Origin of the sequence: Variovorax paradoxus (assembly GCF_000834655.1) — a bacterium.
Lineage (GTDB): Bacteria > Pseudomonadota > Gammaproteobacteria > Burkholderiales > Burkholderiaceae_C > Variovorax > Variovorax paradoxus_F.
Genome location: NZ_JXQQ01000030.1, coordinates 95146 through 121226, shown reverse-complemented (window position 1 = coordinate 121226; position 26081 = coordinate 95146). Strand labels below are relative to the sequence as shown.

28 protein-coding genes are annotated in these 26081 nt (G+C 66.0%); 19 read left to right on the top strand and 9 right to left on the bottom strand.

Translation table 11 applies throughout. From position 1 onward, the window contains the following. From RT97_RS14825 to RT97_RS14795, 7 genes are all read left to right on the top strand, one after another. Positions 1-329: FAD-dependent oxidoreductase (locus RT97_RS14825; protein WP_042579547.1), on the top strand; the 329-nt coding region annotated here is incomplete at its 5' end. Between the two features lie 160 nt (positions 330-489). Continuing rightward, a complete protein-coding gene (locus RT97_RS14820; protein ID WP_042579546.1) occupies positions 490-2703 on the top strand; it encodes a TonB-dependent hemoglobin/transferrin/lactoferrin family receptor in 2214 nt (737 codons plus the stop codon). 38 nt (positions 2704-2741) lie between these two features. Beyond that, positions 2742-3824, top strand: a complete 1083-nt coding sequence (locus RT97_RS14815) for a hemin-degrading factor (protein ID WP_042579545.1) — start codon at positions 2742-2744, stop codon at positions 3822-3824. Continuing rightward, positions 3821-4201 (top strand): VOC family protein, encoded by a 381-nt coding sequence (locus RT97_RS14810; protein ID WP_042579544.1) that lies wholly within the window; start codon positions 3821-3823, stop codon positions 4199-4201. Before RT97_RS14815 ends, RT97_RS14810 begins: the two co-directional genes overlap by 4 nt. 34 nt (positions 4202-4235) lie before the next feature. Next, positions 4236-5135 carry a heme/hemin ABC transporter substrate-binding protein gene (locus tag RT97_RS14805; protein WP_052810663.1) on the top strand — a complete coding sequence of 300 codons (900 nt, stop codon included), beginning with the start codon at positions 4236-4238 and terminating at the stop codon, positions 5133-5135. Positions 5136-5190: 55 nt separating this feature from the next. Continuing rightward, a complete protein-coding gene (locus tag RT97_RS14800; protein ID WP_042579543.1) occupies positions 5191-6228 on the top strand; it encodes a FecCD family ABC transporter permease in 1038 nt (345 codons plus the stop codon). An 11-nt stretch (positions 6229-6239) separates the two neighbouring features. Continuing rightward, positions 6240-7034, top strand: a complete 795-nt coding sequence (locus RT97_RS14795) for a heme ABC transporter ATP-binding protein (protein WP_042579542.1) — start codon at positions 6240-6242, stop codon at positions 7032-7034. Positions 7035-7077: 43 nt separating this feature from the next. Here RT97_RS14795 and ppsR read toward each other — a convergent pair whose 3' ends face one another. Next, the gene (gene ppsR / locus RT97_RS14790) at positions 7078-7899 is read right to left on the bottom strand and encodes a posphoenolpyruvate synthetase regulatory kinase/phosphorylase PpsR (protein ID WP_042579541.1); all 822 of its coding nucleotides are present in this window, start codon (positions 7897-7899) and stop codon (positions 7078-7080) included. A gap of 191 nt (positions 7900-8090) precedes the next feature. On the opposite strand from ppsR, the gene ppsA reads away from it, so the two are divergent. The 7 genes from ppsA (at position 8091) to dnaB (ending at position 14347) form a co-directional block, all read left to right on the top strand. Next, positions 8091-10484, top strand: a complete 2394-nt coding sequence (ppsA, locus tag RT97_RS14785; RefSeq protein WP_042579560.1) for a phosphoenolpyruvate synthase — start codon at positions 8091-8093, stop codon at positions 10482-10484. 133 nt (positions 10485-10617) lie between these two features. Further along, entirely contained in the window at positions 10618-11109 is a 492-nt protein-coding gene (locus tag RT97_RS14780; RefSeq protein WP_042579540.1) for a hypothetical protein, read from the top strand. Between the two features lie 116 nt (positions 11110-11225). Next, positions 11226-11600: a 30S ribosomal protein S6 gene (rpsF, locus tag RT97_RS14775; RefSeq protein WP_019655917.1), complete on the top strand. Its 375-nt coding sequence runs from the start codon at positions 11226-11228 to the stop codon at positions 11598-11600. A 4-nt stretch (positions 11601-11604) separates the two neighbouring features. After that, positions 11605-11919 carry a primosomal replication protein N gene (priB, locus tag RT97_RS14770; protein WP_042579539.1) on the top strand — a complete coding sequence of 105 codons (315 nt, stop codon included), beginning with the start codon at positions 11605-11607 and terminating at the stop codon, positions 11917-11919. 21 nt (positions 11920-11940) lie between these two features. Beyond that, positions 11941-12222, top strand: coding sequence for a 30S ribosomal protein S18 (gene rpsR / locus RT97_RS14765; RefSeq protein ID WP_007830781.1), 282 nt, complete (start codon positions 11941-11943; stop codon positions 12220-12222). A 12-nt stretch (positions 12223-12234) separates the two neighbouring features. Beyond that, entirely contained in the window at positions 12235-12687 is a 453-nt protein-coding gene (rplI, locus tag RT97_RS14760) for a 50S ribosomal protein L9 (RefSeq protein WP_042579538.1), read from the top strand. Positions 12688-12940: 253 nt separating this feature from the next. Next, positions 12941-14347 carry a replicative DNA helicase gene (gene dnaB / locus RT97_RS14755; protein WP_042579537.1) on the top strand — a complete coding sequence of 469 codons (1407 nt, stop codon included), beginning with the start codon at positions 12941-12943 and terminating at the stop codon, positions 14345-14347. Positions 14348-14363: 16 nt separating this feature from the next. On the opposite strand, the gene RT97_RS14750 is transcribed toward dnaB, so the two are convergent. The 8 genes from RT97_RS14750 to RT97_RS14715 form a co-directional block, all read right to left on the bottom strand. Then, positions 14364-15110, bottom strand: coding sequence for a helix-turn-helix transcriptional regulator (locus tag RT97_RS14750; RefSeq protein ID WP_042579536.1), 747 nt, complete (start codon positions 15108-15110; stop codon positions 14364-14366). Then, positions 15110-15574, bottom strand: a complete 465-nt coding sequence (locus tag RT97_RS14745) for an MGMT family protein (protein WP_042579535.1) — start codon at positions 15572-15574, stop codon at positions 15110-15112. The genes RT97_RS14750 and RT97_RS14745 overlap by 1 nt, the downstream gene beginning before the upstream one ends. Continuing rightward, positions 15571-16029, bottom strand: coding sequence for a GyrI-like domain-containing protein (locus tag RT97_RS14740; protein WP_042579534.1), 459 nt, complete (start codon positions 16027-16029; stop codon positions 15571-15573). The genes RT97_RS14745 and RT97_RS14740 overlap by 4 nt, the downstream gene beginning before the upstream one ends. Positions 16030-16081: 52 nt before the next feature. Then, complete coding sequence (locus tag RT97_RS14735) at positions 16082-16531, bottom strand: EVE domain-containing protein (protein WP_042579533.1); 450 nt, start codon at positions 16529-16531, stop codon at positions 16082-16084. 6 nt (positions 16532-16537) lie between these two features. Beyond that, positions 16538-16909, bottom strand: coding sequence for a VOC family protein (locus tag RT97_RS14730; RefSeq protein WP_042579532.1), 372 nt, complete (start codon positions 16907-16909; stop codon positions 16538-16540). Between the two features lie 157 nt (positions 16910-17066). Further along, the gene (locus RT97_RS14725; RefSeq protein ID WP_042579531.1) at positions 17067-18854 is read right to left on the bottom strand and encodes a PhoH family protein; all 1788 of its coding nucleotides are present in this window, start codon (positions 18852-18854) and stop codon (positions 17067-17069) included. 220 nt (positions 18855-19074) lie between these two features. After that, on the bottom strand, positions 19075-19551 hold the full coding sequence (locus RT97_RS14720; RefSeq protein ID WP_007830801.1) for a peroxiredoxin: 477 nt from the start codon (positions 19549-19551) through the stop codon (positions 19075-19077). A 135-nt stretch (positions 19552-19686) separates the two neighbouring features. Then, positions 19687-20070 carry an Mth938-like domain-containing protein gene (locus tag RT97_RS14715; protein WP_042579530.1) on the bottom strand — a complete coding sequence of 128 codons (384 nt, stop codon included), beginning with the start codon at positions 20068-20070 and terminating at the stop codon, positions 19687-19689. Between the two features lie 99 nt (positions 20071-20169). On the opposite strand from RT97_RS14715, the gene RT97_RS14710 reads away from it, so the two are divergent. From RT97_RS14710 to RT97_RS14690, 5 genes are all read left to right on the top strand, one after another. Continuing rightward, the gene (locus RT97_RS14710) at positions 20170-21402 is read left to right on the top strand and encodes a pyridoxal phosphate-dependent aminotransferase (RefSeq protein ID WP_042579529.1); all 1233 of its coding nucleotides are present in this window, start codon (positions 20170-20172) and stop codon (positions 21400-21402) included. Positions 21403-21497: 95 nt separating this feature from the next. Next, positions 21498-22820, top strand: coding sequence for a homoserine dehydrogenase (locus RT97_RS14705; RefSeq protein ID WP_042579528.1), 1323 nt, complete (start codon positions 21498-21500; stop codon positions 22818-22820). Continuing rightward, positions 22817-24232: a threonine synthase gene (gene thrC, locus RT97_RS14700; RefSeq protein WP_042579527.1), complete on the top strand. Its 1416-nt coding sequence runs from the start codon at positions 22817-22819 to the stop codon at positions 24230-24232. The genes RT97_RS14705 and thrC overlap by 4 nt, the downstream gene beginning before the upstream one ends. Positions 24233-24250: 18 nt before the next feature. Continuing rightward, the gene (mobB, locus tag RT97_RS14695) at positions 24251-24796 is read left to right on the top strand and encodes a molybdopterin-guanine dinucleotide biosynthesis protein B (protein ID WP_042579526.1); all 546 of its coding nucleotides are present in this window, start codon (positions 24251-24253) and stop codon (positions 24794-24796) included. Continuing rightward, the gene (locus RT97_RS14690; RefSeq protein WP_042579525.1) at positions 24789-26075 is read left to right on the top strand and encodes a molybdopterin molybdotransferase MoeA; all 1287 of its coding nucleotides are present in this window, start codon (positions 24789-24791) and stop codon (positions 26073-26075) included. The genes mobB and RT97_RS14690 overlap by 8 nt, the downstream gene beginning before the upstream one ends. Positions 26076-26081 lie beyond the last annotated feature (6 nt).

Sequence of the window (26081 nt, the reverse complement as noted above, 5' to 3'; positions counted from 1 at the left end):
AGACCACCGAGATCACCGGCGACCAGAAGGTCAACGGCCTGGTCTACAAAGACCGCGCATCGGGCGAGCTGAAGAAGGTCGAGCTCGAAGGCGTGTTCATCCAGATCGGCCTGGTGCCCAACACGGACTGGCTCAAGGGCGTGGTCGAACTCACGAAGCACGGCGAGATCGTCGTCGATGCCCGCGGCCAGACCTCGGTGCCGGGCGTGTTCGCTGCGGGCGACGTGACGACCGTGCCGTTCAAGCAGATCATCATCGCGGCCGGCGACGGCGCGAAGGCGGCGCTGGGTGCATTCGACCATTTGATTCGCACTTCAGCCCCTGCGTGAGTAAGTCTTAAGTTGTTTAGATGAGAATTATTCTCATACAATAAAAAGCTCGGGCCATGCACATCGCATGGCCCCTCATTGCCAGCCAGGTCACGCGCGCAGCCGCTCTGCGCTTCAAGGTCCAGCAAGCAGTTTTTCAACTGTTTCCCGGACCTTTTTCGTGGCCACTCATTCCCTCCGAACTTCCCCTCATCGTCTCGCGCTCCTGCCGCTGCTGATCGCCTCCGGCTTCAGCATGGCCACGACAGCGTGGTCCCAGCAGACCGCGGCGCTCGGCGCCGTGGTGGTGAGCGGAACGCGCTCGGAACAGGTCAAGGACGACCTCCCGCTCAGCATCGAAGTCATCGACCGCGAGGACATCGAAGCCAAGCAGATCAACGACATCCGCGATGCGGTGCGCGACCTGCCCAACGTGTCGGTCAAGCGTTCGCCCGCGCGCTTCGGGCTCGCGCAAGGCAACACCGGCCGCGACGGCAACGCAGGCTTCAACATCCGGGGACTCGACGGCAACCGCGTGCTGCTCTTGACCGATGGCATCCGCACGCCGCGCAGCTATGTCTTCAGCGCCAACGCGTTCGGCCGCGACTACTTCGACATCAGCCTCGTCGAGCGCATCGAGATCATCAAGGGCCCGGCGTCGGCGCTCTACGGCTCCGACGGCCTTGCCGGCCTCGTCAACTTCGTCACCCGCGAACCCTCGTCGTTCCTGCGCGATGGCCGCACCTTCGGCGGCAGCGCGAACATCGGCTACAGCGGCGACGACAACGGCGTGCGCGGCGGCGTCACCCTCGCGGGCAAGGCGAACGATGCGCTCGAGTGGCTCATTTCGGCCAACGTCGGGCGCGCCAGCGAACTGGAGAACATGGGCCGGCTCAATGTGCCGAACTTCGACCGCACCACGCCGAATCCGCAGCGCGACAACAACCGCGCGCTGCTGGCCAAGGCCATCCTCACGCCCAACGCCGACCAGCGCCATGCCTTCACCTTCGAGCACGTCGAGAAGAGCAGCCGCTACGACCTGCTCTCGGGCGTCTCCAAGCCGCCGTACGCGTCCACCTCGGTCGTCGGCCTCAACGCGAAGACCGACCTCGATCGCGACCGCCTCACCTACGAAGGGCGTTTGCGCCTGAATACCGCAGTGGCCGACAACCTGCTCGCCGTCGTGAGCTACCAGAAGGCCAAGTCGCGCGAGTACATCTACGAAGACCGCTTCACCGCCGCCGACCGCACGCGCGACGTCACCTACGACGAGAACACTTGGCAGTTCGGCCTGCAGGCCGACAAGACCATCCGCATGGGCGCCTGGGCGCAGAAGATCACCTACGGCCTCGACTACACGCGCACCAACGTCGAGAACCTGCAGACCGGCCTCGTGCCGCCGACCGGCGAGAGCTACCCGCTCAAGCGCTTCCCCGACACGCGGGAAACCTCGTCGGCCTTCTACGTGCAGGACGAGTTCATTCACGACCGCTGGAGCATCACGCCCGGCATCCGCTTCGACCGCTTCTCGCTCGATGCGAAGCAGGCGGGCTTCAATGCGCAGGCCGTGTCGCTGTCGGGCTCGGCGGTGTCGCCCAAGCTGGGCGTGCTGTTCCGCGCGACGCCGCAGTGGAGCATCTACGGCAACTACGCCTCGGGCTTCAAGGCGCCCAACGCGTTCCAGGTCAACAACTTCTTCGAGAACGTGATCTCGGGCTACAAGACGATTCCCAACCCGAACCTCAAGCCCGAGAAGAGCCAGAACATCGAACTGGGCGTGCGCGGGCGCACCGGCATCCTCAGCTTCGACGTGGCCGCGTTCACCGGCGACTACAAGAACCTCATCGAGAACGACAAGCTCGTGGGAGGGCGCGGCATTCCGCGCATCGATCCGCTGATCTACCAGTCGGTCAACGTCGGTCGCGCGCGCATCAGCGGCTTCGAGGTCAAGGGCGAGCTCGACTTCACCGAGAACGGCACCGGCTTCTCGGTGCCCTTCGCCTACGGCCAGACGCGCGGGCGCGACCGCACCAACAACCGGCCGCTCAATTCGATCGACCCGCAGAAGTTCAGCGCCGGCCTGAAGTACCAGGCACCGGCATGGAGCGTGCGCCTCGATGCGGTCCATCACGGCGCCAAGAAGTGGAACGATGTCGATCGCAGCGAGGTGACGACCGGCCTGCAGTTCCGCACGCCGCAGGCCACCACGCTGGACATCAGCGCGCAATGGCGTATCAAGAAGGACCTGCGCTTGAACGCATCGGTCACCAACCTCACCAACAAGCGCTACTGGATGTGGAGCGACGTGCGCGGCGTCACGACGACCTCGGCGCTGCGCGATGCCTACACCCAGCCGGGCCGCAGCTTCAACGTCTCGCTCGTGGCGGATTTCTGATCCACGCCGACGCAACCGCCGACCACAAAGGAAACCCGATGAACGCCGAAGAAATCCGGACCCGCTTCTCAGAACTGCGCGCCAAGGGCATGCGCCACAAGGACGCCGCGGCGGCCTTGGCGCTGAGCGAAGGCGCCGCCATCGCCGCGCACACCGGCTCGCACGACAAGCCCTTGCGCGCCACGCTGCTCAACGGTCCGTGGGTCGATCTGCTGCAGGCGCTGGAACTGTGCGGCCCGGTGCTCGCGCTCACGCGCAACGAGACCACGGTGCACGAGAAGACCGGTGTCTACGAGAAGGTTTCCGGCAGCGACACGATGGGCCTCGCGCTGGGCGAGGCCATCGACCTGCGCCTTTTCTTCAGCCGCTGGCATGCGGGTTTCGCAGTGAGCGAGGCCGCCGCCAATGCCGGCGTTCCGCCTTCGCTGAGCCTGCAGTTCTTCAATGCGAACGGCATGGCGGTCCACAAGATCTTCGTGCGCGACGCCACCGACCGCGATGCGTTCCAGTCGGTCATCGACACCTACACCGCGCCCGACGCGCCCGTGCAGTTCGTGCCCGCCGATCCCAAGGCCGCGCCGCGCGAAGACAGCGCCATCGATGCAGGCGGCCTCTCCGAAGCCTGGCGCGGCATGCAGGACACGCACGAGTTCTTCGGCCTCCTGAACAAGTTCGGCGCCGAGCGACAGCAGAGCTTTCGCCTCACCGAGGGCGAGTTCACGCAGCGCGCGGAAACGTCGGCGGTGCGCGAGTTGCTGCAGGAAGCCTCGTTCGACGGCACGCCCATCATGGTGTTCGTCGGGAGCCCCGGCTGCATCCAGATCCACTCGGGCCCCGTCGTGCGCGTCGAGCCGATGGAAATGCGCGGGATGCTCTGGCTCAACGTGCTGGACCCCGGCTTCAACCTGCACCTGCGCGAAGACCGAATCGCGAGCGTCTGGATCGTCGAGAAGCCGACCAGCGACGGCATCGTCACCTCGGTCGAGGCCTTCGACGGCGAGGGCGACCTGATGGCGATGTTCTTCGGCGCGCGCAAGCCGGGCGTTCCCGAGCGCGAGGAATGGCGCCAGATCGTGCGCAAGCTCTCCCGCGTCGCCACCTCGGGGGCGAAGGCTCCGTGAGCGCCGCGCTGAACGTCGTCGAGATCAAGGCTTTCGTTCCGGCGAGGGACTTCGCGCTGTCGTGCGCCTTTTACCGGGACCTGGGGTTCACGATGGCGTCGAACGAAGACGGCATCGCCTACTTCCTGCACGGCAACAGCAGCTTCCTGCTGCAGCAGTTCTATGTGCAGAGCCATGCCGAGAATTTCATGATGCACCTGCTGGTCGACGACGCGCATGCGTGGTGGGCCCATGTGCAGGCCGAGCGTCTGGCCGAGCGCTACGGCGTCAACGCCACGCCGCCGGGCGAGCGCCCATGGGGCATGGTCGATTTCACGTTGACCGACCCGAGCGGCGTGCTCTGGCGCATTGCACACAACATCCCCCGGCGCGGCTGACCCGCGCCTTCCATCTTTCGCTGGCTGCGACCTCATGAGCGATCACCACGATTCCCTTCTTCTCCCTTCGGCGCGCCGCCGCGACATGCTGCGCGCGCTTTCCGCTATGGCGCTCGGCGTCGCCGCCTGGCCCGCGCTCGCGCAGGACAGGCGCCTGCCGCGGCTGGTGACGGTCAGCGGCGCGATCACCGAAGTGGTCTACATCCTCGGCGCCGAAGGCCAGCTGGTGGGCACCGACACCACCAGCCTCTATCCGGCGGCCGCGCGCAGCACGCCCAAGGTGGGCTACATGCGCCAGCTGTCGGCCGAGGGCCTGCTGTCCCTGAAGCCGGACGCGATCATTGCCACCAACGAGTCGGGGCCGACCGTGGTGCTCGACCAGATCCGCACGGCGGGCGTGAAGGTCGAGATCATCGAGGCCGACCACACTTGGGCCGAAGTGCAGCGCAAGGTGCAGGCCGTGGGCCGCGCCGCCGCCAAGGAAACGCAGGCGCGCGAACTGCAGGCCCGGCTCGATGCCGAATGGTCGCAAGTGCAGCAGCGCGTGGGCGCGGCGAGAGGCCGCAAGCCCAAGGTGCTGTTCGTGCTCTCGCATAGCGCGAGCCCGCAGGTCTCGGGCGAGAAGACCGCAGCGCATTCGGTGATCGGCTATGCGGGCGGCGTCAACGCGCTGGGCGGTTTCCACGGCTACCGGCCGATGACGGCCGAGGCCATGGCGAGCGCCGCACCCGACATCATCCTCACGAGCACGCAGAGCATCGAGGCGCACGGCGGCATCGACAGGTTCTGGGAGCGGCCCGAGCTGGCGCTCACGCCGGCGTACAAAAAGCGCGCGCTCATCACGCAGGACGCCTTGCTGCTGCTGGGCTTCGGCCCGCGGCTACCGGCCGCCATCGGCGAGTTGCACGGCAAGTTCCAGGCTGCGCTGGCATGAGCCGCCGGGCTGCTCCGCAGGCGAACGCTGCAGCGCGAAGCGCGAAGGCTGCTCAATGAACCAGCGGTTTGGAGCGCGCGCCGTGCTGGGCGGCAGCGCGCTGCTGCTCGTTGCAGCGTTCGCGGTGGGCGCCGTGTCGGGCGCCTACGCCATCAGTCTTTCGCAGCTGTGGAGCGTGCTGACCTCGCTGGGGCAGGGCGGAAGCAACCAGTCGCCCGAGCACCTCGTGTTCCTCAACATCCGGCTGCCGCGCCTCATCCTTGGCGTGGCCGCGGGCGCGGGGCTCGGCATGGCGGGCACGCTGATGCAGGGGCTCTTTCGCAATCCGCTGGCGGACCCCGGGCTCATCGGCATCAGCAGCGGTGCGGCGCTCGCGGCCGGCATCACCATCGTGCTGGGCGCGTGGTTCTGGCCGGTGCTGCCGCGCACGCTCGGCAGCTGGACATTGGTGGCCATGGCCTTCGGCGGTGGTTTCCTGGTCACGCTGCTGATCTACGCGCTCTCGCGCAGCGAGGGCGGCACGCGCGTGGCGCTGATGCTGCTGGCGGGCATCGCGATCAATGCGCTCGCGGGCGCCGGGCTGGGGTTGTTGAGCGTGATGGCCACCGACGAGCAACTGCGCAGCCTGCAGTTCTGGCTGCTGGGGAGCCTGGGCGGGGCGCGGTGGAGCGCTGTGATTCTTGTGTGCGTCGCGGTGTTTCTCTCGTGCTGGGCGGCGGCATCGCTTGCATCGCCCTTGAACGCCATCGCGCTCGGCGAGGCGCAGGCGGCGCTGCTCGGCGTGGACGTCGAACGCACCAAGCGGCACGCCATCGTCATCACGGCGGTGGCCGTGGGCGCCGTGACGGCCACGACCGGCATCATCGGATTCATCGGGCTGATCGCGCCGCACTGGGTGCGCATGGTGGCGGGGCCCGATCACCGCCTCGTGCTGCCCGCCTCGGCGTTGTTGGGTGCCGCGCTGGTGCTCGCGGCCGACACGGTGGCCCGCACGGTGATGGCACCTGCCGAACTTCCGCTGGGCGTGCTCACCGCCTTCATCGGCGTGCCGATGTTCCTCTTGATGCTGCGGCACTTCAGGGGGCGCGTATGAAGGGGGAGGGCATGACGGCGGGGACGGGCGCGCTGTCGTGCGCCGGCGCCGAGGTGCGCATCGGCCCGAAGACGCTGCTGGCGAAGGCCTCCGTCGATCTGGCGCCGGGCCGCGTGACCGCGATCCTCGGCCCGAACGGCGCGGGCAAGTCGACGCTGCTGTCGGTGCTGTCCGGCCAGCGCGAGCCGACGCAGGGCAGTGCGACGCTCGACGGCCGGCCACTTGCTGACCACGGGATGCCGGCACTGGCGCTGCGCCGGGCGCTGATGCCGCAGGAAAGCGCGGTCGCCTTCGACTTCACTGCGCAAGACATCGTTGCGCTGGGACGCTATCCGCATCGGCGCGCCCCCGATCGCGACGAAGACGGGATCATTGCCGAAGCGATGGCGTTGACCGACGTCACGGCGCTGGCGCCGCGCATCCTCAATACGCTCTCGGGCGGCGAGAAGGCCCGGGTTCACCTGGCGCGGGCACTGGCGCAGCTATGGCATCCGCGTTCCGATGGCGGCACCCGCTGGTTGCTGCTCGACGAACCCACGGCGGCCCTGGACCTGGCGCACCAGCATTCGGCGATGCGACTCCTGCGTGCCTGGGCGGCGCGCGGCGTGGGCGTGGTGGCGGTGCTGCACGACCTGAACCTCGCGCGGCGCTATGCCGACGAGGTGGTGGTGCTGGGCGCCGAAGACGGTTTGCGTCAAGGAACGACCGCCGAGGTGCTTCAACCTGCGCTGATCGAGGCGGTGTGGGGCATGCCGTGCCAGCCGGTCACCAGCGCGGACGGTACGGTGCAATATCTGTTCGGGTAGCCCTTGCCGGTGCTTGCGATGTTGCTATTCAAAAGATAGCAAATCAGTACGTGAGGCGCTCCGGCCGCAGCTCCTGCAGGATCGTCGTCGCGATTTCCTCGATCGACTTGGTGGTGGTCGATAGCCAGCGAATGCCGGCGCGCCGCATCATCGCCTCGGCCTCGCTCACCTCGTGGCGGCAGTTCTCCAGGCTCGCATAGCGCGAATCGGGCCGCCGTTCGTTGCGGATTTCGCTCAGGCGCTCGGGCTGGATCGTCAGGCCGAAGATCTTCTTGCGGTGCGGCATCAGGGCGGGCGGCAACTGGCGGCGGTCGAAGTCTTCGGGAATCAGCGGGTAGTTGGCCGCCTTCAGCCCGTGCTGCATCGCCAAGTAGAGCGAAGTGGGCGTCTTGCCGCTGCGGCTCACGCCCACCAGGATCACGTCGGCGCCCTGCAGGTCGCGGTTGCTCTGGCCGTCGTCGTGCGCCAGGCTGAAGTCGATGGCGGCGATGCGGGCGTTGTATTCCTTGCTCTTGCTCACGTCGCTGAAGCGGCCGATGCGGTGGTTCGACTTCACCGCCAGTTCGATTTCCAGCGGCCGCACGAAGGTGCCGAACATGTCCAGCAGCATGCCCTTGCATCCGGTTTCGATCACTTCCAGCACGTCCATGTTGGCCAGCGTGGTGAAGACGATGGGCCGCACGCCCTCGAGTTCGGCCGTGTGGTTGATCTGCCGGACGGCCTGGTGGGCCTTGTCGACCGTGTCGGTGAACGGGAGCCGCACGTGGCGCGGCTTCATCTCGAACTGGGCCAGCACGGCGTTGCCGAAAGTCTCGGCGGTGATGCCGGTGCCGTCGGAAATGAAGAAAACAGTGCGTGTATGCATGGTGTTGCTCTTGCGGCCTTGTCCTGCGGCGCCGGCAACCTTGCCACGCCTACAATCCGGTCCATTATCGGGAATCCGCTTTCCCAACCCCCCATTCTTTCCATGCACGCCGCACCCGCACCCAAAGCAACGACAACGATCGTGCCGTGCCGCCTGCATGCAGCACCGGTTTCAACTTCTGGAGCTTTCCCATGTCTGCACTTTTCGACGCGACCGCCCTGGTCGTACCGTTTGAAAACCTGAGAATGACCGACGTCGAGGCGGTTGGCGGCAAGAACGCCAGCCTCGGCGAGATGATCTCGCAGCTGCCCCAAGGCGTGCGGGTGCCCACCGGTTTCGCGACCACGGCCCACGCCTTCCGCCAGTTCCTGGCCCATGACGGCCTGGCCGACAAGATCAGCAAGCGCCTTGCCGCTTTGGACACCGAAGACGTGCGCGCCCTGGCCGTGGCCGGCGCCGAGATCCGCGCCATGGTCGAGGCCCAGCCTTTCCCGGCCGACCTGCAGAAAGCCATCGGCGAGGCCTTCGCCACGCTGAGCGCCGGCAACCCGTCCGCCTCGTTCGCCGTGCGTTCCTCGGCCACCGCTGAAGACCTGCCCGACGCCTCGTTCGCGGGCCAGCAGGAAACCTTCCTGAACGTGGTCGGCATCGACGACGTGCTGCACAAGATGAAGGAGGTGTTCGCTTCCCTCTACAACGACCGTGCCATCAGCTACCGCGTGCACAAGGGCTTCGAGCATGACGTGGTCGCGCTCTCGGCTGGCGTGCAGCGCATGGTGCGCTCCGACCTCGGCGCCGCCGGCGTGATGTTCACCATCGACACCGAATCGGGCTTCGAAGACGTGGTGTTCATCACCTCCAGCTACGGCCTGGGCGAAACGGTGGTGCAGGGCGCCGTGAATCCCGACGAGTTCTATGTGCACAAGCCGACGCTGCGCGCCGGCAAGCGCGCCGTGATCCGCCGCAACCTCGGCTCCAAGCTGATCCAGATGGAGTTCGCGACGCCCGAAGAGAAAAAGGCGAGCGGCAAGCTGGTGAAGACGACCGACGTCAAGGCCGAGCAGCGCAACCGCTACTCGCTGAGCGACGCCGACGTCGAGCAGTTGGCCAAGTACGCGCTGGTGATCGAAGAACACTACGGCCGCCCGATGGACATCGAGTGGGGCAAGGACGGCACCGACGGCCAGCTCTACATCCTGCAGGCGCGCCCCGAGACGGTGAAGAGCCAGCAGCAGGGCAAGGCCGAGCAGCGCTACAAGCTGCTGGGCAAGGGCGCCATCCTCGCCGAAGGCCGCGCCATCGGCCAGAAGATCGGTACCGGCCCCGTGCGCCTCGTGCACAACATCAGCGAAATGGACAAGGTGCAGGCTGGCGACGTGCTCGTCACCGACATGACCGACCCCAACTGGGAACCGGTGATGAAGCGTGCAGCCGCCATCGTCACCAACCGCGGCGGGCGCACCTGCCACGCGGCCATCATCGCGCGCGAACTGGGCATTCCGGCCGTGGTCGGCTGCGGCGACGCGACCGACCTCCTGAAGGACGGCACGCTGGTCACCGTAAGCTGCGCCGAGGGCGACACGGGCTTCATTTACGACGGCCTGCTCGAGACCGAAGTGACCGAAGTGCAGCGCGGCGTGATGCCCGAGATCGACATCAAGCTGATGATGAACGTCGGCAATCCGCAGCTGGCCTTCGACTTCGCGCAGCTGCCGAACCATGGCGTGGGCCTGGCGCGGCTCGAGTTCATCATCAACAACAACATCGGCGTGCACCCGAAGGCGATCCTCGACTACCCGAATGTCGACAACGACCTGAAGAAGGCCGTGGAGTCGGTGGCCCGCGGCCACGCCTCGCCGCGTGCGTTCTATGTCGACAAGGTGGCCGAAGGCATCGCGACCATCGCTGCGGCTTTCTGGCCCAAGCAGGTGATCGTGCGTCTCTCGGACTTCAAGTCGAACGAGTACCGCAAGCTGATCGGCGGCAGCCGCTACGAGCCGGAAGAAGAGAACCCGATGCTGGGCTTCCGCGGCGCGGCGCGCTACCTGAGCGCCGACTTCGGCGAGGCCTTTGCCATGGAATGCGAGGCGCTCAAGCGCGTGCGCAACGACATGGGCCTGGTCAACGTGCAGATCATGGTGCCCTTCGTGCGTACCCTCGGCCAGGCCGAGCGAGTGACCACGCTGCTGGGCGAGCACGGCCTGAAGCGCGGCGAGAACGATCTCAAGCTGATCATGATGTGCGAGGTGCCGAGCAACGCGATCCTGCCGGAAGAGTTCCTGAAGTTCTTCGACGGCTTCTCGATCGGCTCGAACGACCTGACCCAGCTCACGCTGGGCCTGGACCGCGATTCGGGGCTCGAGCTGCTGGCCGCCGACTTCGACGAGCGCGACCCGGCCATCAAGGCGCTCTTGAGCCGCGTTATCAAGGCCTGCAAGGCCGAAGGGAAGTACGTGGGCATCTGCGGCCAGGGGCCTAGCGACCATCCGGACTTCGCGCTCTGGCTGGCGGAAGAGGGGATCGAATCGATCTCGCTCAACCCCGACAGCGTGATCGACACCTGGCAACAGCTGGCCAAGCGCTGAAGCTCTTCGCGCGTCGGATGGCGGAAATCCCCATGGGGGGATTCCCGCGACCTGTAGGTGTTTTGGAAACAAATTGCGTATTTGATGCCAGACTTGCCAGATTCACGGGCGCATCCCGGAAGGGAAGATCACCATGATTCTTGTGAAGACGCCAACGGGCCAGCAGGCCCTGAAAGACCGATCGGTCCCGGTGACGCCGCGCCAGCGCTCGGCATTCATCCTGTTCGACGGCAAGCGCTCGATCGACGAGGTGCTGGCCAACGGCATGGGTATCGTGCGCGAGGACATCGACCACATGGTCGCGTTGGGGCTTCTGGAACCGATGGCGGGCAGTGCGCCGCCGCCGGCCGCTGCAAATGCGCCCGCAGAGGTTCCGAAGCCCGCCGCGCCGGCGGCACCCGCGGCAGGCTCGGGCTCGTCCGGCCGCACCAGGCAGCAGCGCTACAAGGATGCCTACCCGATCGCCACCCAGCTCACGGGCAGCCTGGGCCTGATGGGGTTCCGGCTCAACCTGCAGGTCGAGGGCACGACCAGCTACGAAGACCTGCTCGCTCTGGCACCCAAGATCCGCGCCGCGGTCGGTGCCGAGAAGGCCGCCGCCCTGGACAAGGCCCTCAACGACTGAGTTGCCTTGCCGGACTGCCGATTCCAGGGCTATAATCGCCGGCTTTGCCTTGCCACACTGCGCCCGACGCTGCAGGTGGCTTTTCCTCTTCCTCGGAAGAATCCACAAGGAGTGCCATGCGTCACTACGAAATCATTTTGCTGATCCACCCGGATCAGAGCGAGCAAGTTCCGGCCATGCTGGAGCGCTACAAGGGCCTGATCACGGCCGGCGGTGGCAAGGTCCATCGCGTTGAAGACTGGGGCCGCCGCCAGTTGGCCTACCAGATCAACAAGCTTAACAAGGCGCACTACTTGTGCGTCAACATCGAAGCCGAGCAAACCGTGATGGGCGAACTGGAACACGCGTTCAAGTTCAACGATGCCGTGCTGCGTCACCTCACCGTCCAGAAGAAGAAGGCCGAAACCGGTCCTTCGTCGATGATGAAGACGGTCGAGCGCGAAGAAGCCCGCAAGGCCCAGCAGGCCGAATACGCCGCCAACAACAACTGATGGCGTGACTGCTGCCGCTGCGGCAACCGGTGTCAATCAGCTGTTGCTGACCGCCTCGGTTGCCGAACTCGGAGCCTTGCGATACACGCCGGCCGGCTTGCCCGCCATCGACCTCAGACTCGAACACGAGTCCACCCTCGATGAAGCAGGCAAACCCCGGCAGGTGAAGACGGCCCTCAAGGCCGTTGCCTTCGGCGCCATCGCCGAACGGCTCGCAAGACAGTCGATGGGAAGTCTCTGGCGTTTTCAGGGCTTTCTCGCGACACCGGGCAATGGCAAGCATCCGGTCCTGCACATCCAGGATTTTCAGCAAGATTAATTTTCGACAAGAGGTCCCCAAATGGCCACGTTCAAGAAATTCAACAAAGACAAGCGCCCGAAGCGCAACACCCAGTCGCTGCTGTTCAAGCGCAAGCGCTTCTGCCGTTTCACCGTCGCTGGGGTCGAGGAAATCGACTACAAGGACATCGACACGCTGCGTGACTTCATCAGCGAAAACGGCAAGATCATCCCCGCACGCCTGACCGGCACGCGCGCGATCTACCAGCGCCAGCTCAACACCGCCATCAAGCGCGCACGCTTCCTGGCCATGGTCCCGTACAGCGACCAACACCGCGTCTAAGGAGCCGACACCATGCAAGTCATTCTTCTGGACAAGGTCGTCAACCTCGGCACCCTCGGCGAAATCGTCAAGGTCAAGGACGGTTACGCACGCAATTTCCTGATCCCGTCGGGCCGCGCCCGTCGCGCCACCGCTGCCAACAAGGCCGAATTCGAAGCCAAGCGCGCCGAACTCGAAAAGGCTGCGGCCGCCAAGCTGGCTGAAATGCAAGCCCAAGGCGAAAAGCTCGGCGGCACGACCGTCAAGCTGACGCAAAAGGCCGGCGTCGACGGCCGTCTGTTCGGTTCGGTCACCAACGGCGACATCGCCGAAGAGCTGGGCAAGCAAGGCTACAAGGTTGCCAAGTCGCAAGTGCGCCTGCCCAACGGCCCGATCAAGGTCGTCGGCGACAGCACCGTGGCTGTTGCGCTGCACACCGACGTGGTCGTCGAGATTACCGTGACGGTCTACGGCGAAACCGCCTGATCGTTCGTGGCGCCTCGTGCGCTGCCGCAAAAGCCGCCTCCGGGCGGCTTTTCTTTTTGCGAACGTTGCCCCCAGGCTTTTCGCTGCGCGTAACACCCCCCCGACGGGCCCGTGCGGCTCGCGTTGGGGCGGCCCAGCGACGCCCGCCTCAGTTTTCCGGCGCGTTGCACCGGAAGATCACTGTTTATTAACAACCTTGTCCACAGGCGCAGCGCCGTGCGCGGCTTAGCATGCAGGGTTGCAAGGGAAGTCCATGTCCGCCGTTTTCTCCTACTCCGACGGTAATGCGTCGGCCGACCGCCAGATCGCCCAACTGCGCATTCCGCCGCACTCCATCGAGGCCGAATCGAGCGTGCTCGGTGGCCTGCTGCTCGACAACGGCGCCTGGGACCGCATGGGCGACCTGCTGGTCGACGACGACTTCTACCGTCACGAGCACAAGCTGATCTACGCCGCCATCGGCGGACTGATCAATGCCAGCAAGGCGGCCGACGTCATCACCGTCTTCGAGCGGTTGCAGAGCCTGGGCAAGGCCGACGATATCGGCGGTCTGGTCTACCTGAACTCGCTCGCGCAGTACGTGCCCAGCGCGAGCAACATCCGGCGCTATGCGGAGATCGTGCGCGAGCGCTCGATCCTGCGAAAGCTCGTCTCGGCCAGCGACGAGATCGCGACCAACGCCTTCAACCCGCAGGGCAAGCCGGTCGACAAGATCCTCGACGAAGCCGAGCAGAAGATCTTCAACATCGGCGAAGAAGGCTCGCGGATGAAGCAGGGCTTCCAGAGCATGGACGCCCTGGTGGTCGAACTGCTCGACCGTGTGACCGAGATGGCCGAGAACCCGAACGACATCACGGGCGTGCGCACGGGCTTCCATGACTTCGACAAGATGACCTCGGGCCTGCAGCCGGGCGACATGATCGTGCTGGCCGCGCGCCCCTCGATGGGCAAGACCTCGCTGGCGATCAACATCGCCGAACACGTGGCGCTCAACGAAGGCCTGCCCGTTGCCGTGTTCTCGATGGAAATGGGCGCGTCGCAGCTGGCGGTGCGTATCGTCGGCTCGATCGGCCGCATCGACCAGGGCCACTTGCGCACCGGCAAGCTCAGCGACGAGGAGTGGCCGCGCCTGACCGAAGCCATCGAGAAGCTGCGCACCGTGTCGCTGCACATCGACGAGACGCCGGGCCTCTCGACCAGCGAACTGCGCGCCAATGCGCGCCGGCTCGCGCGCCAGTACGGGCGCCTGGGCCTGATCGTGGTCGACTACCTGCAGCTCATGTCCACCAGCTCGAGCGGCGACGAGAACCGTGCAACGGCCGTGGGTGAAATCTCGCGGGGCCTGAAGATGCTCGCCAAGGAGCTCAAATGCCCGGTGATCGCGCTCTCTCAGCTCAGCCGTGGCGTGGAAAGCCGCACCGACAAGCGCCCCATGATGAGCGACTTGCGCGAATCTGGCGCCATCGAGCAGGACGCGGACATCATCATGTTCATCTACCGCGACGACTACTACGACAAGAACAGCAAGGAGCCGGGCGTGGCGGAGGTGATCATCAGCAAGCACCGAAACGGCCCTACGGGCACTGTCAAGCTGGCTTTCCTGAAGCCGATCACCAAGTTCGAGAACCTGGAAGGCTACAGCCACAGCGATCAGTACTGACGTGAGCGTAGCGAGGTCAAGACGCTGAAGGACCTTCGGACTTCGACGCCCATGTCTGGGGGTCCGGTGGCGTCGTCTCGACCTGCTGGGCCTTCACCTGGCGCAGCAGGTCGGCCAGCGTCTTGCCCGGTTCGTCGCGGAATCGATCGGGCAGCACTTCGACCGCGTCCATGCGGTCGACGCGAAAGCCGCGGAAGTCGTTGCGCAGTTCGCACCAGGTCGAGAGCGTCCAGACCTTCCCCCAATAGAAGCAGCCGAGCGGCCGCACCGTGCGCTCGCTGGCATCGCCCGACACGTCCCGGTAATTGAGGCGCAGCTTCTGACGCGCCTGCACGGCCTCGCGCAAGGCCTGCAGCCGGGCACCCATGACGTCGTCCAGCCCCAGCGCCGGCGCATAGAGCGCCAGCGCTTCCGCCGAGACGCGCGCGGCCGGCGGCAGCACCGAGAGAATCTTGCCAAGCCCCGATTCGATGTCGCGCGCCAGCGCCGGATCGACCCAGCTCTGCGCGAGGCGCGCCGCAGCCACGAGCGCCGAAGCCTCATCCTGCGTGAACATCAGCGGCGGCAGTTCGAAACCCACACCCAGCCGGTAGCCCACGCCGGCTTCGCCCTCGATCGGCACGCCCTGATGCTGCAGGTCGGCCACGTCGCGGTACACCGTGCGCTCCGAGACCTCCAGGCGCTGCGCAAGAAACGCGGCCGTGGTGAGCCGGCGCCCTCGGATGAGCTGCACGAGCTGGAAGAGGCGGTCGGCGCGTCGCATCAGCGCGTTCTGGAGAGCTTCTTGGCGAAGTCCTCGACGAAGTAGCGCTTGCCGCGCTGCACGACCGTGTGGCCCTCGGCTTCGAGCCTGGCCATCTGCGCTTCGATGCCGCCGGGGTACTTTGGGTTGAGTTCGCCGCCGATCTTGAGGGTGCGCCAGTACGGCGTACGGTCTTCCGCTTTCGAATCCTCGGCGGCGTGCGCGACCATGTGCGCAAAGATGGCCGTGGTCACGGTGCAGCCGATGGTGGCGCGGTGGCGCACCGCGATGTCCTCGCCTATGCCCATCACGGTCGCGAGCCGGCCCTCGGGCACGCCGCGCATCGCCTCCTCGACCTCGCGCGGGGAGGGCGTGGCGATGGTCCCTTCGCCATGGCGCTTTCGCATCGGCGAAGGGATCTCCTTGACGGTCGGCAGGTGCGGGTAGCTGGCGAGCCTGTCGCGCCAGCTCTTCTTCATGCTCATGAAATTGCGGAGACTCCGATGTGGATCGCCACCTTGTCCGGCCCATCGTAGGCTTCGAAATCGCTGCGGTAGCGGCGCACGATTTCCGGGTGCGCCTCGAAATACTGCCAGATGCGCTGCCAGGTGGCGATCACCATCTGCGGCATCTCGCCCTGGCCATTGAATACCAGGTAGTCGCCGGCCTCGATGGCCACGCTGTCCGCCCCGTCCGAGACGGCCACGCCGACGGAGATGTCGAACGGGCCATGGGCATCGGATTCGTAGGCGGAGTAGACGCCGAAGATGCGCGTGTCGCTCGTGCGGTGCGGCGTCGACTCGTAGGTCTGCTCGCCGAAGAAGCGGCCCCACAGCGCACCGATGCGGGCCGTGGCGGGATCGCTTTCTTCGCGGTTGGTCGTGCGGGCCGTGAGGCCGGCGACCCGGAAGGCATCGTTGTGTTGGCGAGTGGGGTCCATGGCTTCTTCTCCTTCTCTTTCTCTTGTATCTGCGATGTTTGGATGGTTCAGTTCAAAGGGCGAGCATCTTCAGGTCTGCCTTCATGGTCCGGGCGATCAACGCCATGTCCGCGTCGGTGACGTCGAACATGCCGAAGCGGAACTTGTAGCCCCACTGCTTCGGCGTCTCGATGAAGGCCAGGCGCTCGATCAGCGGCGCGATGGGCGCCTCGTGCGAGGCCGCATAGCTCACGTCGCGGCGCCAGGGAGTGAAGCCGCCACCCATGTCGAATTCGTACGGTTCGCCGGGCAGCACGATGCCGATCGACACGAAGCTCTGCAGCTTGTCCGTGCCGCCGAAGACCGTTGCCGGCGAATAGTAGGCCACGCGGTCGCCCGCGGCGACGCGCTTGAGCGGGCCCGGCTTGCCGTGGCCGACCTGCATGAAGCCAAGCGGCTTGTGGTCACGCCCGCGCCGGGCATGGTCGGCGCTCGCGACGGCGATCCAGTTGCGCTGTGCCATGGTGCTTCAGGCGAGGGCGTGCAGGCCGACTTCGTTGCCTTCGGTGTCGCGCAGGTGGGCGATGAAACCCATGCCCGGCGGCAGCGCGGATTTGGGGGCCACGATCTGCCCGCCGGCCGCCTCGACGCGTGAGAGCGCGGCGTCGAGGCTGGGCATGCAATCGAGGTAGATGCGGATGCTCCCGCCCGCGCGCGCAGCGGCTCCTGCACCCGCCTGCAAGGCGCCGCCGACGCCTGGGGCGTCGTACGGAAAAATAGCCAGGGCCTCGCCGCCGAGACTTTCGCGGCGCAGCTTGCGCGCCAGCACGGTTTCGTAGAAGGCCTGGGCACGGTCCAGGTCGCTGACCGGAATCTCGAACCAGGTGATCGCGTTCTGCATGGAGGAGTTCTCTTTCGTCGTGTGTGGAAGGAGCCTCGATGGTGCGAGCCGCCTCCTGACAACGTCTTGTCAGGAGCCTGTCATTGCGGGGCGAAAAAAAAAAAGGCCCGCGATGCTCCAGGGGAGCATGCGCGGGCTTGGTTGGCTTACTTGATTTTTAGAGCACGTCGCTGGCGAAGTCGGCCAGGCGCGAGCGTTCGCCGCGCGCCAGCGTGATGTGTCCGCCGTGCGGCCAGCCCTTGAACTTGTCGACCGCGAAGGTCAGGCCCGAAGAGCCTTCCGTGAGGTACGGCGTGTCGATCTGCGCGAGGTTGCCCATGCAGATGATCTTGGTGCCCGGGCCGGCCCGCGTGATCAACGTCTTCATCTGCTTGGGCGTCAGGTTCTGCGCCTCGTCGATGATCACGTACTTGTTCAGGAAGGTGCGCCCGCGCATGAAGTTCATGCTCTTGACCTTGATGCGGCTGCGGATCAGCTCGTTGGTGGCCGCGCGGCCCCACTCGCCGGCGCCGCCGCCGTCGCCCTTGGCCAGGAACTCGAGGTTGTCGTCCAGTGCGCCCATCCAGGGGCCCATCTTTTCTTCCTCTGTGCCGGGCAGGAAGCCGATGTCCTCGCCCACGCTCACCGTCGCGCGGGTCATGATGATCTCGGTGTAGCGGCGGTCGTCCAGCACCTGCGTGAGGCCCGAGGCCAGCGCCATCAGGGTCTTGCCGGTGCCGGCGGTGCCGGTCAGCGTGACGAAGTCGATCTCCGGGTCCATGAGCAGGTTCATCGCGAAGTTCTGCTCGCGGTTGCGCGTGTTCACGCCCCAGACCGCGTTCTTGCCCGAGCTGTAGTCCTTGAGCGTCTTGAGCACTGCGGTCTTGTCGCGGATCTCGGTGACGCGCGCGTACATGCTCGGCTCGCCGGGCGCCTCGAAGAAGACGAACTGGTTGATGTACAGGTTGGGCACCAGCGGGCCGCTGATCCGGTAGAAGGTGTTGCTGCCGCTCTGCCAGCTCTCGACGGTCTTGCTCTGGCGGGTCCAGAAGTCAGGCGGGAGGGCGAGCGAGCCTGCGTAGAGCAAGTCGCCGTCTTCCAGCGTCTTGTCGTTCTGGTAGTCGTCGGCGGCCAGGCCCAGTGCGCGAGCCTTGACGCGCATGTTGATGTCCTTGGACACCAGCACCACTTCCTGCTTCGGCTTGCCCGGGCGGTCCTTGGCGTACTCGTCACGCAGCGCGTGCACGACGCCCAGGATCTGGTTGTCGGCCTTGCCCTGGGGCAGGCTGATCGGCAGGGAGTAGTCGAGCGGCGCGGTCTGGAAGAACAGGCGCCCGCCGGCTTCGCGGTGGCCGGTGGTGTCCAGCTTCAGGCCCTTGTCGATGTCCGCGTCCTGCGCGCCGGCCAGCGCGTCGAGCGTGCGGCTGGTCTGGCGGCCGTTGCGGGCGACTTCGGTGGTGCCCTTCTTGTGGCCGTCGAGCTCTTCCAGCACGATCATCGGCAGGAAGATGTCGTGTTCCTCGAACCGGAACAGGCACATCGGGTCGTGCAGCAGCACATTCGTGTCGAGCACGAACAGCTTGGCCGGACCGCTCGACTTGCTGCGCTTGGGGCGCGCCGGAGCCTGGGGCGCGGCCGCTGCGGGCGCCGGCGCATGGACCGGGGCGGGCGCCGTGGGAACCCGCGTCTCGACCTGGATGGCGGCCTGTTGCTGCGGAGCGGGAGCGGGGGCAGGGGCCGGCCGGGATTTGGCGCGGCGCGACGGACGCGCGTTTTCGCCGCCGCCGGCTGCTTCGGAATTCAGGTTGTCGAACAACTCCAGCGGCTGCGGGCCGTTCGAGGCGGTTTCGTCAGCGCGCTGGTCGCCGGATCGTCGCGACCCCCTGTGCGAGGACCGGGCGGGCGCGTCGATCGCGTCCGGCGAGAGCAATGCGGCGCGTTTCGTGGGGGCGGGAGGCAATGGCATGTGGGAGGTCGCTCGCAGGAAAGTGGAAACCAGAAAACGAAAAAGCCGCCTGAAGACCAAGGCGGCTTTGTTCGGGGGATGCGGTCGTGGAGCTCAACGGCATGAAGCCATTATGCACACCGCAGTTGATGCGCCAGAGGCTCTTTGCTGCTTTTACGCGCTGCGTTGGGCATTCCCCACGCAAATCGCGCAAAGCGCAAGCTGGCACTTCTTGCTGCGATCAGGCGGCCTTCTTGAGCGCCTTGACTGCCTTGAGCACGTCGTCGACGTGACCCGGAACCTTGAGCCCGCGCCATTCGGCCTTCAGGATGCCGTCGGCGCCGATCAGGAAGGTGCTGCGTTCGATGCCCTTGACCTTCTTGCCGTACATGATCTTGTTCTTGACCACGCCGAACATGTGGCACATTTTTTCTTCGGTGTCGGCGATCAGTTCGAAGGGCAGCTCGAGCTTGGCCTTGAACTCGTCGTGCGACTTCATGTTGTCACGCGAGACGCCGAAAACGGTGGCACCGGCCTTTTCGAAGTCCTTGTAGCGGTCGCGAAACTGCATGGCTTCGGTGGTGCAACCCGGGGTGTTATCTTTCGGGTAAAAATACATGACCAGCACGTGGCCGAGATGCGAGGTATTCGAGACCTTGAGGCCGCCCGTGGCGTTGGCGTCGAATTCAGGAATGGGTTTGTTGACAACGATCGCCATGAAACTTGTTTTCTCCGTTAGATTCCGTGGATCGAGTTCTTCGGGGCCGACTCGATGCGCGGAGGATTGGTCGTTGCTAACTTTGGGGTAGCTGGCCTGTTCGCAACCCGCTATTTTACCCCGAAAATACCCCTCTCAGTCAGACGACGGGCTCTCGACCAGCAGGGCAGCGATCACATGCCGGCCTTCGCCGGCCAGGATGTTGTAGGTCCGGCAGGCCGCCGGGGTGTCCATGGTCTCTACGCCGGTGCGCTGCGCCATCAGGGGCTGGAGCCAGGCGGGCTGCGGAAAGCGGATGCGGGTTCCGCTGCCGAAAATAATCAGTTCGGCCCCCAATCCCGCCAGTTGCGCGAAATGTTCCGGGCCGATTTCGTCGAATCGGGTGCAGTTCCACTCGAAACGCTCGCCACGGGAGCCGACCACCACGCTTCCCTCGACCTTTTCGTTGTTGATCGCGACCCAGCCGGGGCCGTGTGCGGTGAGGGACTGGGCGTCGGATTTGTCGGGCTGGAGCTTCATCTGGTCGCTGGGAACTGTGGTCAAATTATAGGTTTTCCCCAGTGACACGAGGCCTGCAGGGGCCTTTGACCCTCGAGTAAACACGCCCGGGAGGGCCTTTTGAAGCAGCTCAAGAAATCGGCCAAGCTGGCCAACGTCCTCTACGACATCCGCGGTCCCATCATGGACGCCGCCAAGCAGATGGAAGAGGACGGCCAGAAGATCATCAAGCTCAATATCGGCAATCTGGCCGTGTTCGGCTTCGATGCGCCCGAGGAAATCCAGCAGGACATGATCCGTAACCTGCCGAACTCGGCGGGCTATTCCGACAGCAAGGGCGTCTTCGCCGCGCGCAAGGCGGTGATGCACGAGACCCAGAAGCAGGGCATTGCCGGCGTCACGCTGGACGACATCTACCTGGGCAATGGTGCGAGCGAGCTGATCGCCATGTCCACGAACGCGCTGCTCGACGACGGCGACGAACTGCTCCTGCCGGCCCCCGACTACCCTTTGTGGACCGCTTCCACCAGCCTCTCGGGCGGCACGCCGGTGCACTACCTGTGCGACGAGGCCAACGGCTGGATGCCCAACCTGGAGGACATCCGCGCCAAGATCACGCCCCGCACCAAGGGCATCGTGGTCATCAACCCGAACAACCCGACCGGCGCGCTCTATTCCGACGAGCTGCTCAAGAGCATCGTGGCCATCGCACGCGAACACGGCCTCGTGATCTTCGCCGACGAGGTCTACGACAAGGTGCTGTACGACGGCGTCAAGCACACCGCCATCGCCAGCCTGTCGACCGATGTGCTTACGCTCACCTTCAACTCGCTCTCCAAGAGCTATCGCTCCTGCGGCTACCGCGCGGGCTGGGTCGTGGTCTCGGGCGACAAGCGTGCAGCCCAGGACTACATCGAGGGGCTGAACATGCTCTCGAACATGCGCCTGTGCGCCAACGTCCCGGGCCAATGGGCCATCCAGACGGCCCTGGGCGGTTACCAGAGCATCAACGACCTGGTCTGCGACGGCGGGCGCCTGCGCCGCCAGCGCGACCTGGCCTACGAACTGATCACCGCCATTCCGGGCGTGACCTGCGTCAAGCCGAGCGCCGCGCTCTACATGTTCCCAAGGCTCGACCCCGAGGTTTATCCGATCGCCGACGACCGCCAGTTCTTCCTCGAGCTCCTCAAGGAAACGCGCGTGATGCTGGTGCAGGGCACCGGCTTCAACTGGGCCACGCCGGACCATTTCCGCATCGTGTTCCTGCCCCACGAGGACGACCTGCGCGAGGCCATCAACCGCATCGCGAAGTTCCTGGAGCAGTACCGCCTGCGCCGCAAGACGGGAAAGTGAAATCCGCTGGCGGCGGCATGTGCCGTCGCCTTGCCGTCGCTGCCTGAAGGCTGCCCCCCATCCAAACCATCAACGCCATGAGCGCGACTCTCCCAATGAAACCCATCCAAGTAGGCTTGCTCGGCGCAGGCACGGTCGGCAGCGGCACCTTCAAGGTGCTCCAGCGCAATCAGGAAGAAATCAAGCGCCGCGCCGGCCGCGGCATCGAGATCACGATGGTGGCCGACCTGGACACCGCCCGTGCCCGCGAAGTGGCCGGCGAAGGCGTCAAGGTGGTGGCCGATGCGCGCGAGATCATTGCCAACCCCGAGATCGACATCGTCATCGAACTGATCGGCGGCTACGGCGTCGCCAAGCAGCTGGTGCTCGAAGCCATCGCGGCCGGCAAGCATGTGGTCACGGCCAACAAGGCGCTGCTCGCGGTGCATGGCACCGAGATCTTCGCGGCCGCGCATGCCAAGGGCGTGATGGTGGCCTTCGAGGCGGCCGTCGCCGGCGGTATCCCGATCATCAAGGCGCTGCGCGAAGGCCTCACGGCCAACAGCATCCAGTGGCTGGCCGGCATCATCAACGGCACGACCAACTTCATCCTGTCCGAGATGCGCGACAAGGGCCTGGACTTCGCCACCGTGCTGAAGGAAGCCCAGCGCCTGGGCTACGCCGAAGCCGACCCTACCTTCGACATCGAAGGCGTCGACGCCGGCCACAAGGTCACGCTGATGAGCGCCATCGCGTTCGGGATCCCAGTGCAGTTCGACAAGGCCCACATCGAAGGCATCACCAAGCTCGCCGCGCAGGACATCAAGTACGCCGAGCAGCTGGGCTACCGCATCAAGCTGCTGGGCATCACCAAGCGCACGGCCAAGGGCATCGAGCTGCGCGTGCATCCGTCGCTCGTGCCGTCCAAGCGCCTGCTGGCCAACGTCGAAGGCGCGATGAACGCGGTGGTCGTGCACGGCGATGCCGTCGGCACCACGCTCTACTACGGCAAGGGCGCCGGCAGCGAGCCGACCGCCAGCGCGGTGATCGCCGACCTGGTCGACATCACCCGCCTGCACACGGCCGACGCCGCACACCGCGTGCCGCACCTGGCGTTCCACCCCGATGCGATGAGCGACCTGAAGGTGCTGCCCATGGCCGAGGTCGTCACGAGCTACTACCTGCGCCTTCGCGTGGCCGACCAGGCCGGCGTGCTCGCCAAGGTGACGGGCCTCCTGGCCACCGCCGGCATCAGCATCGACGCGGTGCTGCAGCGCGAAGCCGACGAAGTGGGCGGCGAGGGTTCCACGCAGACCGACCTCATCATCCTCACGCACGACGCGCGCGAAGGCACCGTCGATGACGTGCTGGCCGAGCTTCAGGCGCTGCCGACCGTGCTCGAGCCGATCGTGCGCATCCGCAAGGAAGAGTTGAAGTGAACTACCTGAGCACCCGCGGCCACCCCGACCGCAAGCGCTTCTGCGAAATCCTCCTGGAGGGCCTCGCGCCCGATGGCGGCCTGTACCTGCCGGAAAAGTACCCGCAGGTCGACACCGCCACGCTCGCCAAATGGCGCGAGCTGCCGTATGCCGAACTGGCCTTCGAGATCCTCTCGCTCTACATCGACGACATCGCGCCGGCCGACCTGAAAGCGATTTGCGCCAAGACCTACACCTCCGAGGTCTTCGGCACCGACGAGATCGTGCCGCTGCGCGAACTGGAAGACGGCGTGTACATCGAAGCCCTGTCCAACGGCCCCACGCTGGCCTTCAAGGACATGGCGATGCAGCTCCTGGGCAACCTGTTCGAGTACGAACTGGCCCGCCGCGGCTCGGAACTCAACATCCTGGGCGCCACCAGCGGCGACACCGGGAGCGCGGCCGAGTACGCCATGCGCGGCAAGAAGGGCGTGCGCGTCTTCATGACCTCGCCGGACGGCCGCATGAGCCCGTTCCAGCAGGCGCAGATGTTCAGCCTGCAGGACCAGAACATCCACAACATCGCCATCACCGGCGTGTTCGACGACTGCCAGGACATCGTGAAGGCGGTGTCGAACGACCTGGGCTTCAAGCGCAAGTACCGCATCGGCACGGTCAATTCGATCAACTGGGCGCGGCTGCTCGCGCAGGTCGTCTATTACTTCGCGGGCTACTTCCAGGCCACGGCGAGCAACGACAAGCCGGTGAGCTTCACCGTGCCCTCGGGCAACTTCGGCAACGTCTGCGCGGGCCACGTGGCGCGCATGATGGGCCTGCCGATCCGGACGCTGGTGGTCGCCACCAACGAGAACGACGTGCTCGACGAGTTCTTCCGCACCGGCATCTACCGCGTGCGCGGCGCGGCCGACACGCACGAGACCTCCAGCCCGTCGATGGACATCAGCAAGGCCAGCAATTTCGAGCGCTTCGTGTTCGACCTGGTGGGCCGCGATGCCGCCAAGCTGCGCAAGCTGTTCGTCGAAGACCTGGGCCTGGAAGGCCGCTTCGACTTAAGCTCAGACCCGGCTTTCGGGCAGGCCGCCGAACGCTTCGGCTTCCAGAGCAGCCGCAGCACGCACGCCGACCGCCTGGCCACGATCCGCGACACAGAGAAGCGCTTTGCCACGCTGGTCGATCCGCACACAGCCGACGGCCTGAAGGCCGCGCGCGAATTTCTGGTGCCCGGCGTGCCGATGGTGGTGCTCGAAACCGCGCTGCCGATCAAGTTCGCCGCCACGATCGTCGAGGCCCTGGGTCACGAACCTGACCGGCCGGCGAAGTTCGAAGGGATCGAGGCGCTACCCAAGCGCGTGGTCAAGCTGCCGGCGGACGCCGAGGCTGTGAAGGCCTATATCGCGCAAAACTGTGACTGATCGCCACAGGGAGTCGGCATGAAAGTCGTCGGTTTCGCCGGCTACTCGGGCGCGGGCAAGACCACGCTGGTCGAAAAGCTGATCCCCGTGCTCAAGCGGCTGGGGCAGCGCGTCTCGGTGGTCAAGCACGCGCACCACAAATTCGACATCGACCATCCCGGCAAGGACACCTACCGCCATCGCGAGGCGGGCGCCTTCGAGGTGGTCGTCGCCTCCGACAAGCGACTTGCGGTGATGCGCGAGTTCGAAACCCCGGTCGAACTCAGCGTGCACCAGCTGCTGGCCGAGCTGCACCCGGCTGCAGACTGGGTGCTGGTCGAGGGCTTCCGGCACAGCGACGTGCTCAAGGTCGAGGTTTGGCGCCTGCCCGAGGCGGGCGAGGCGCTTCGGCCCGTGCTCTACACGGACGATCCGTTCGTGACCGCCGTCGCCACCGATGCACCCCGCAGCCTGCCGTCGCTGACCGAGCGGCAGCTGTTCGACCTCAACGACGCCGAGGCCATCGCGCAGTGGCTCATCGCCAATGGCGAGCGCTTCGAGTACAACCCGGAACACCATGGCTGACACACCCGTTCCGTTCTCCGCGTCCAACGCGCGGCCCCCGCTGATGCCGCTGGACGATGCCATCGCGCAATTGCTGGCCAAGGCCGTGCCGAGGCTTCCCGACGAGAGCGTCGTCACCTTCGACGCCGACGGTCGCGTGCTCGCGCAGGACCTCGTCTCCGGCCTCACCGTGCCGCCGCGCGACAACAGCGCGATGGACGGCTATGCGGTGCGCGCGGCCGACTGCGCCACGCCCGGCGCCGTGCTCCAGGTGACGCAGCGCATTCCCGCCGGCACCGTCGGCACGCCGCTCGCGGCCGGCACCGCGGCGCGCATCTTCACCGGCGCGCAGATTCCCGAGGGTGCCGACGCGGTCGTGATGCAGGAAGACACCACCGCCACGCCGCAGGAAGGCGGCCTGGGTTCCGTGCGCATTGCGATCGTTCCGGCGGCCGGCCAGTGGGTGCGCCGCGCGGGGGAGGACGTGGCTTCCGGAGACATCGTGCTGAAGAAGGGCGAACGCCTCACGCCCGCGGCGCTGGGTCTTGCGGCCAGTGTCGGCTTTCACAAGTTGCAGGTCGCCCGCAAGCCGCGCGTGGCCATGCTCTCCACCGGCGACGAGCTGGTGATGCCCGGCGAGGTCGCGCCCGATGCGATGAAACCCGGCGCGATCTACAACTCCAACCGTTTCTTCATGCGCGCCTTGCTGCACCGGCTGGGCTGCGAGGTGAACGACCTGGGCATCGTGCCCGACAACCGCGAGACCACCATCGCGGCACTGCGAGATGCGGCCGAGTCGAGCGACCTGATCATCACGACCGGCGGCGTTTCGGTCGGCGAGGAAGACCACATCCGCGCCGCGCTGCAGACGCTCGGCGAGCTGCAACTGTGGTCGCTGTCGATGAAGCCGGGCAAGCCCTTCGCCTACGGGTCCATCGCGCGCAGCAACGGGCTGGGCGTGTGCCACGTGACCGGGCTGCCGGGCAACCCGGTGTCGAGCTTCCTGACTTTCCTGATGCTTGTGCGCCCCTTCCTGCTGACGCTGCAGGGCGCCGATCGCGTGACGCCCGAGGCCGTGCAGATGCGCGCCGATTTCGACTGGCCGCGCGCCGACAAGCGCCGCGAGTTCCTGCGCGCACGGCGCAACGCGTCCGGCGGGCTCGACCTGTTCGCCAACCAGAGTTCGGGCGTGCTGACCTCGATGGTCTGGGGCGACGGCGTGGTCGACAACCCTTCGGGCCAGACGATCAAGTCGGGCGACACCGTGAACTTCATTCCCTTCGCCTCGCTGCTCGCCTGACATTCC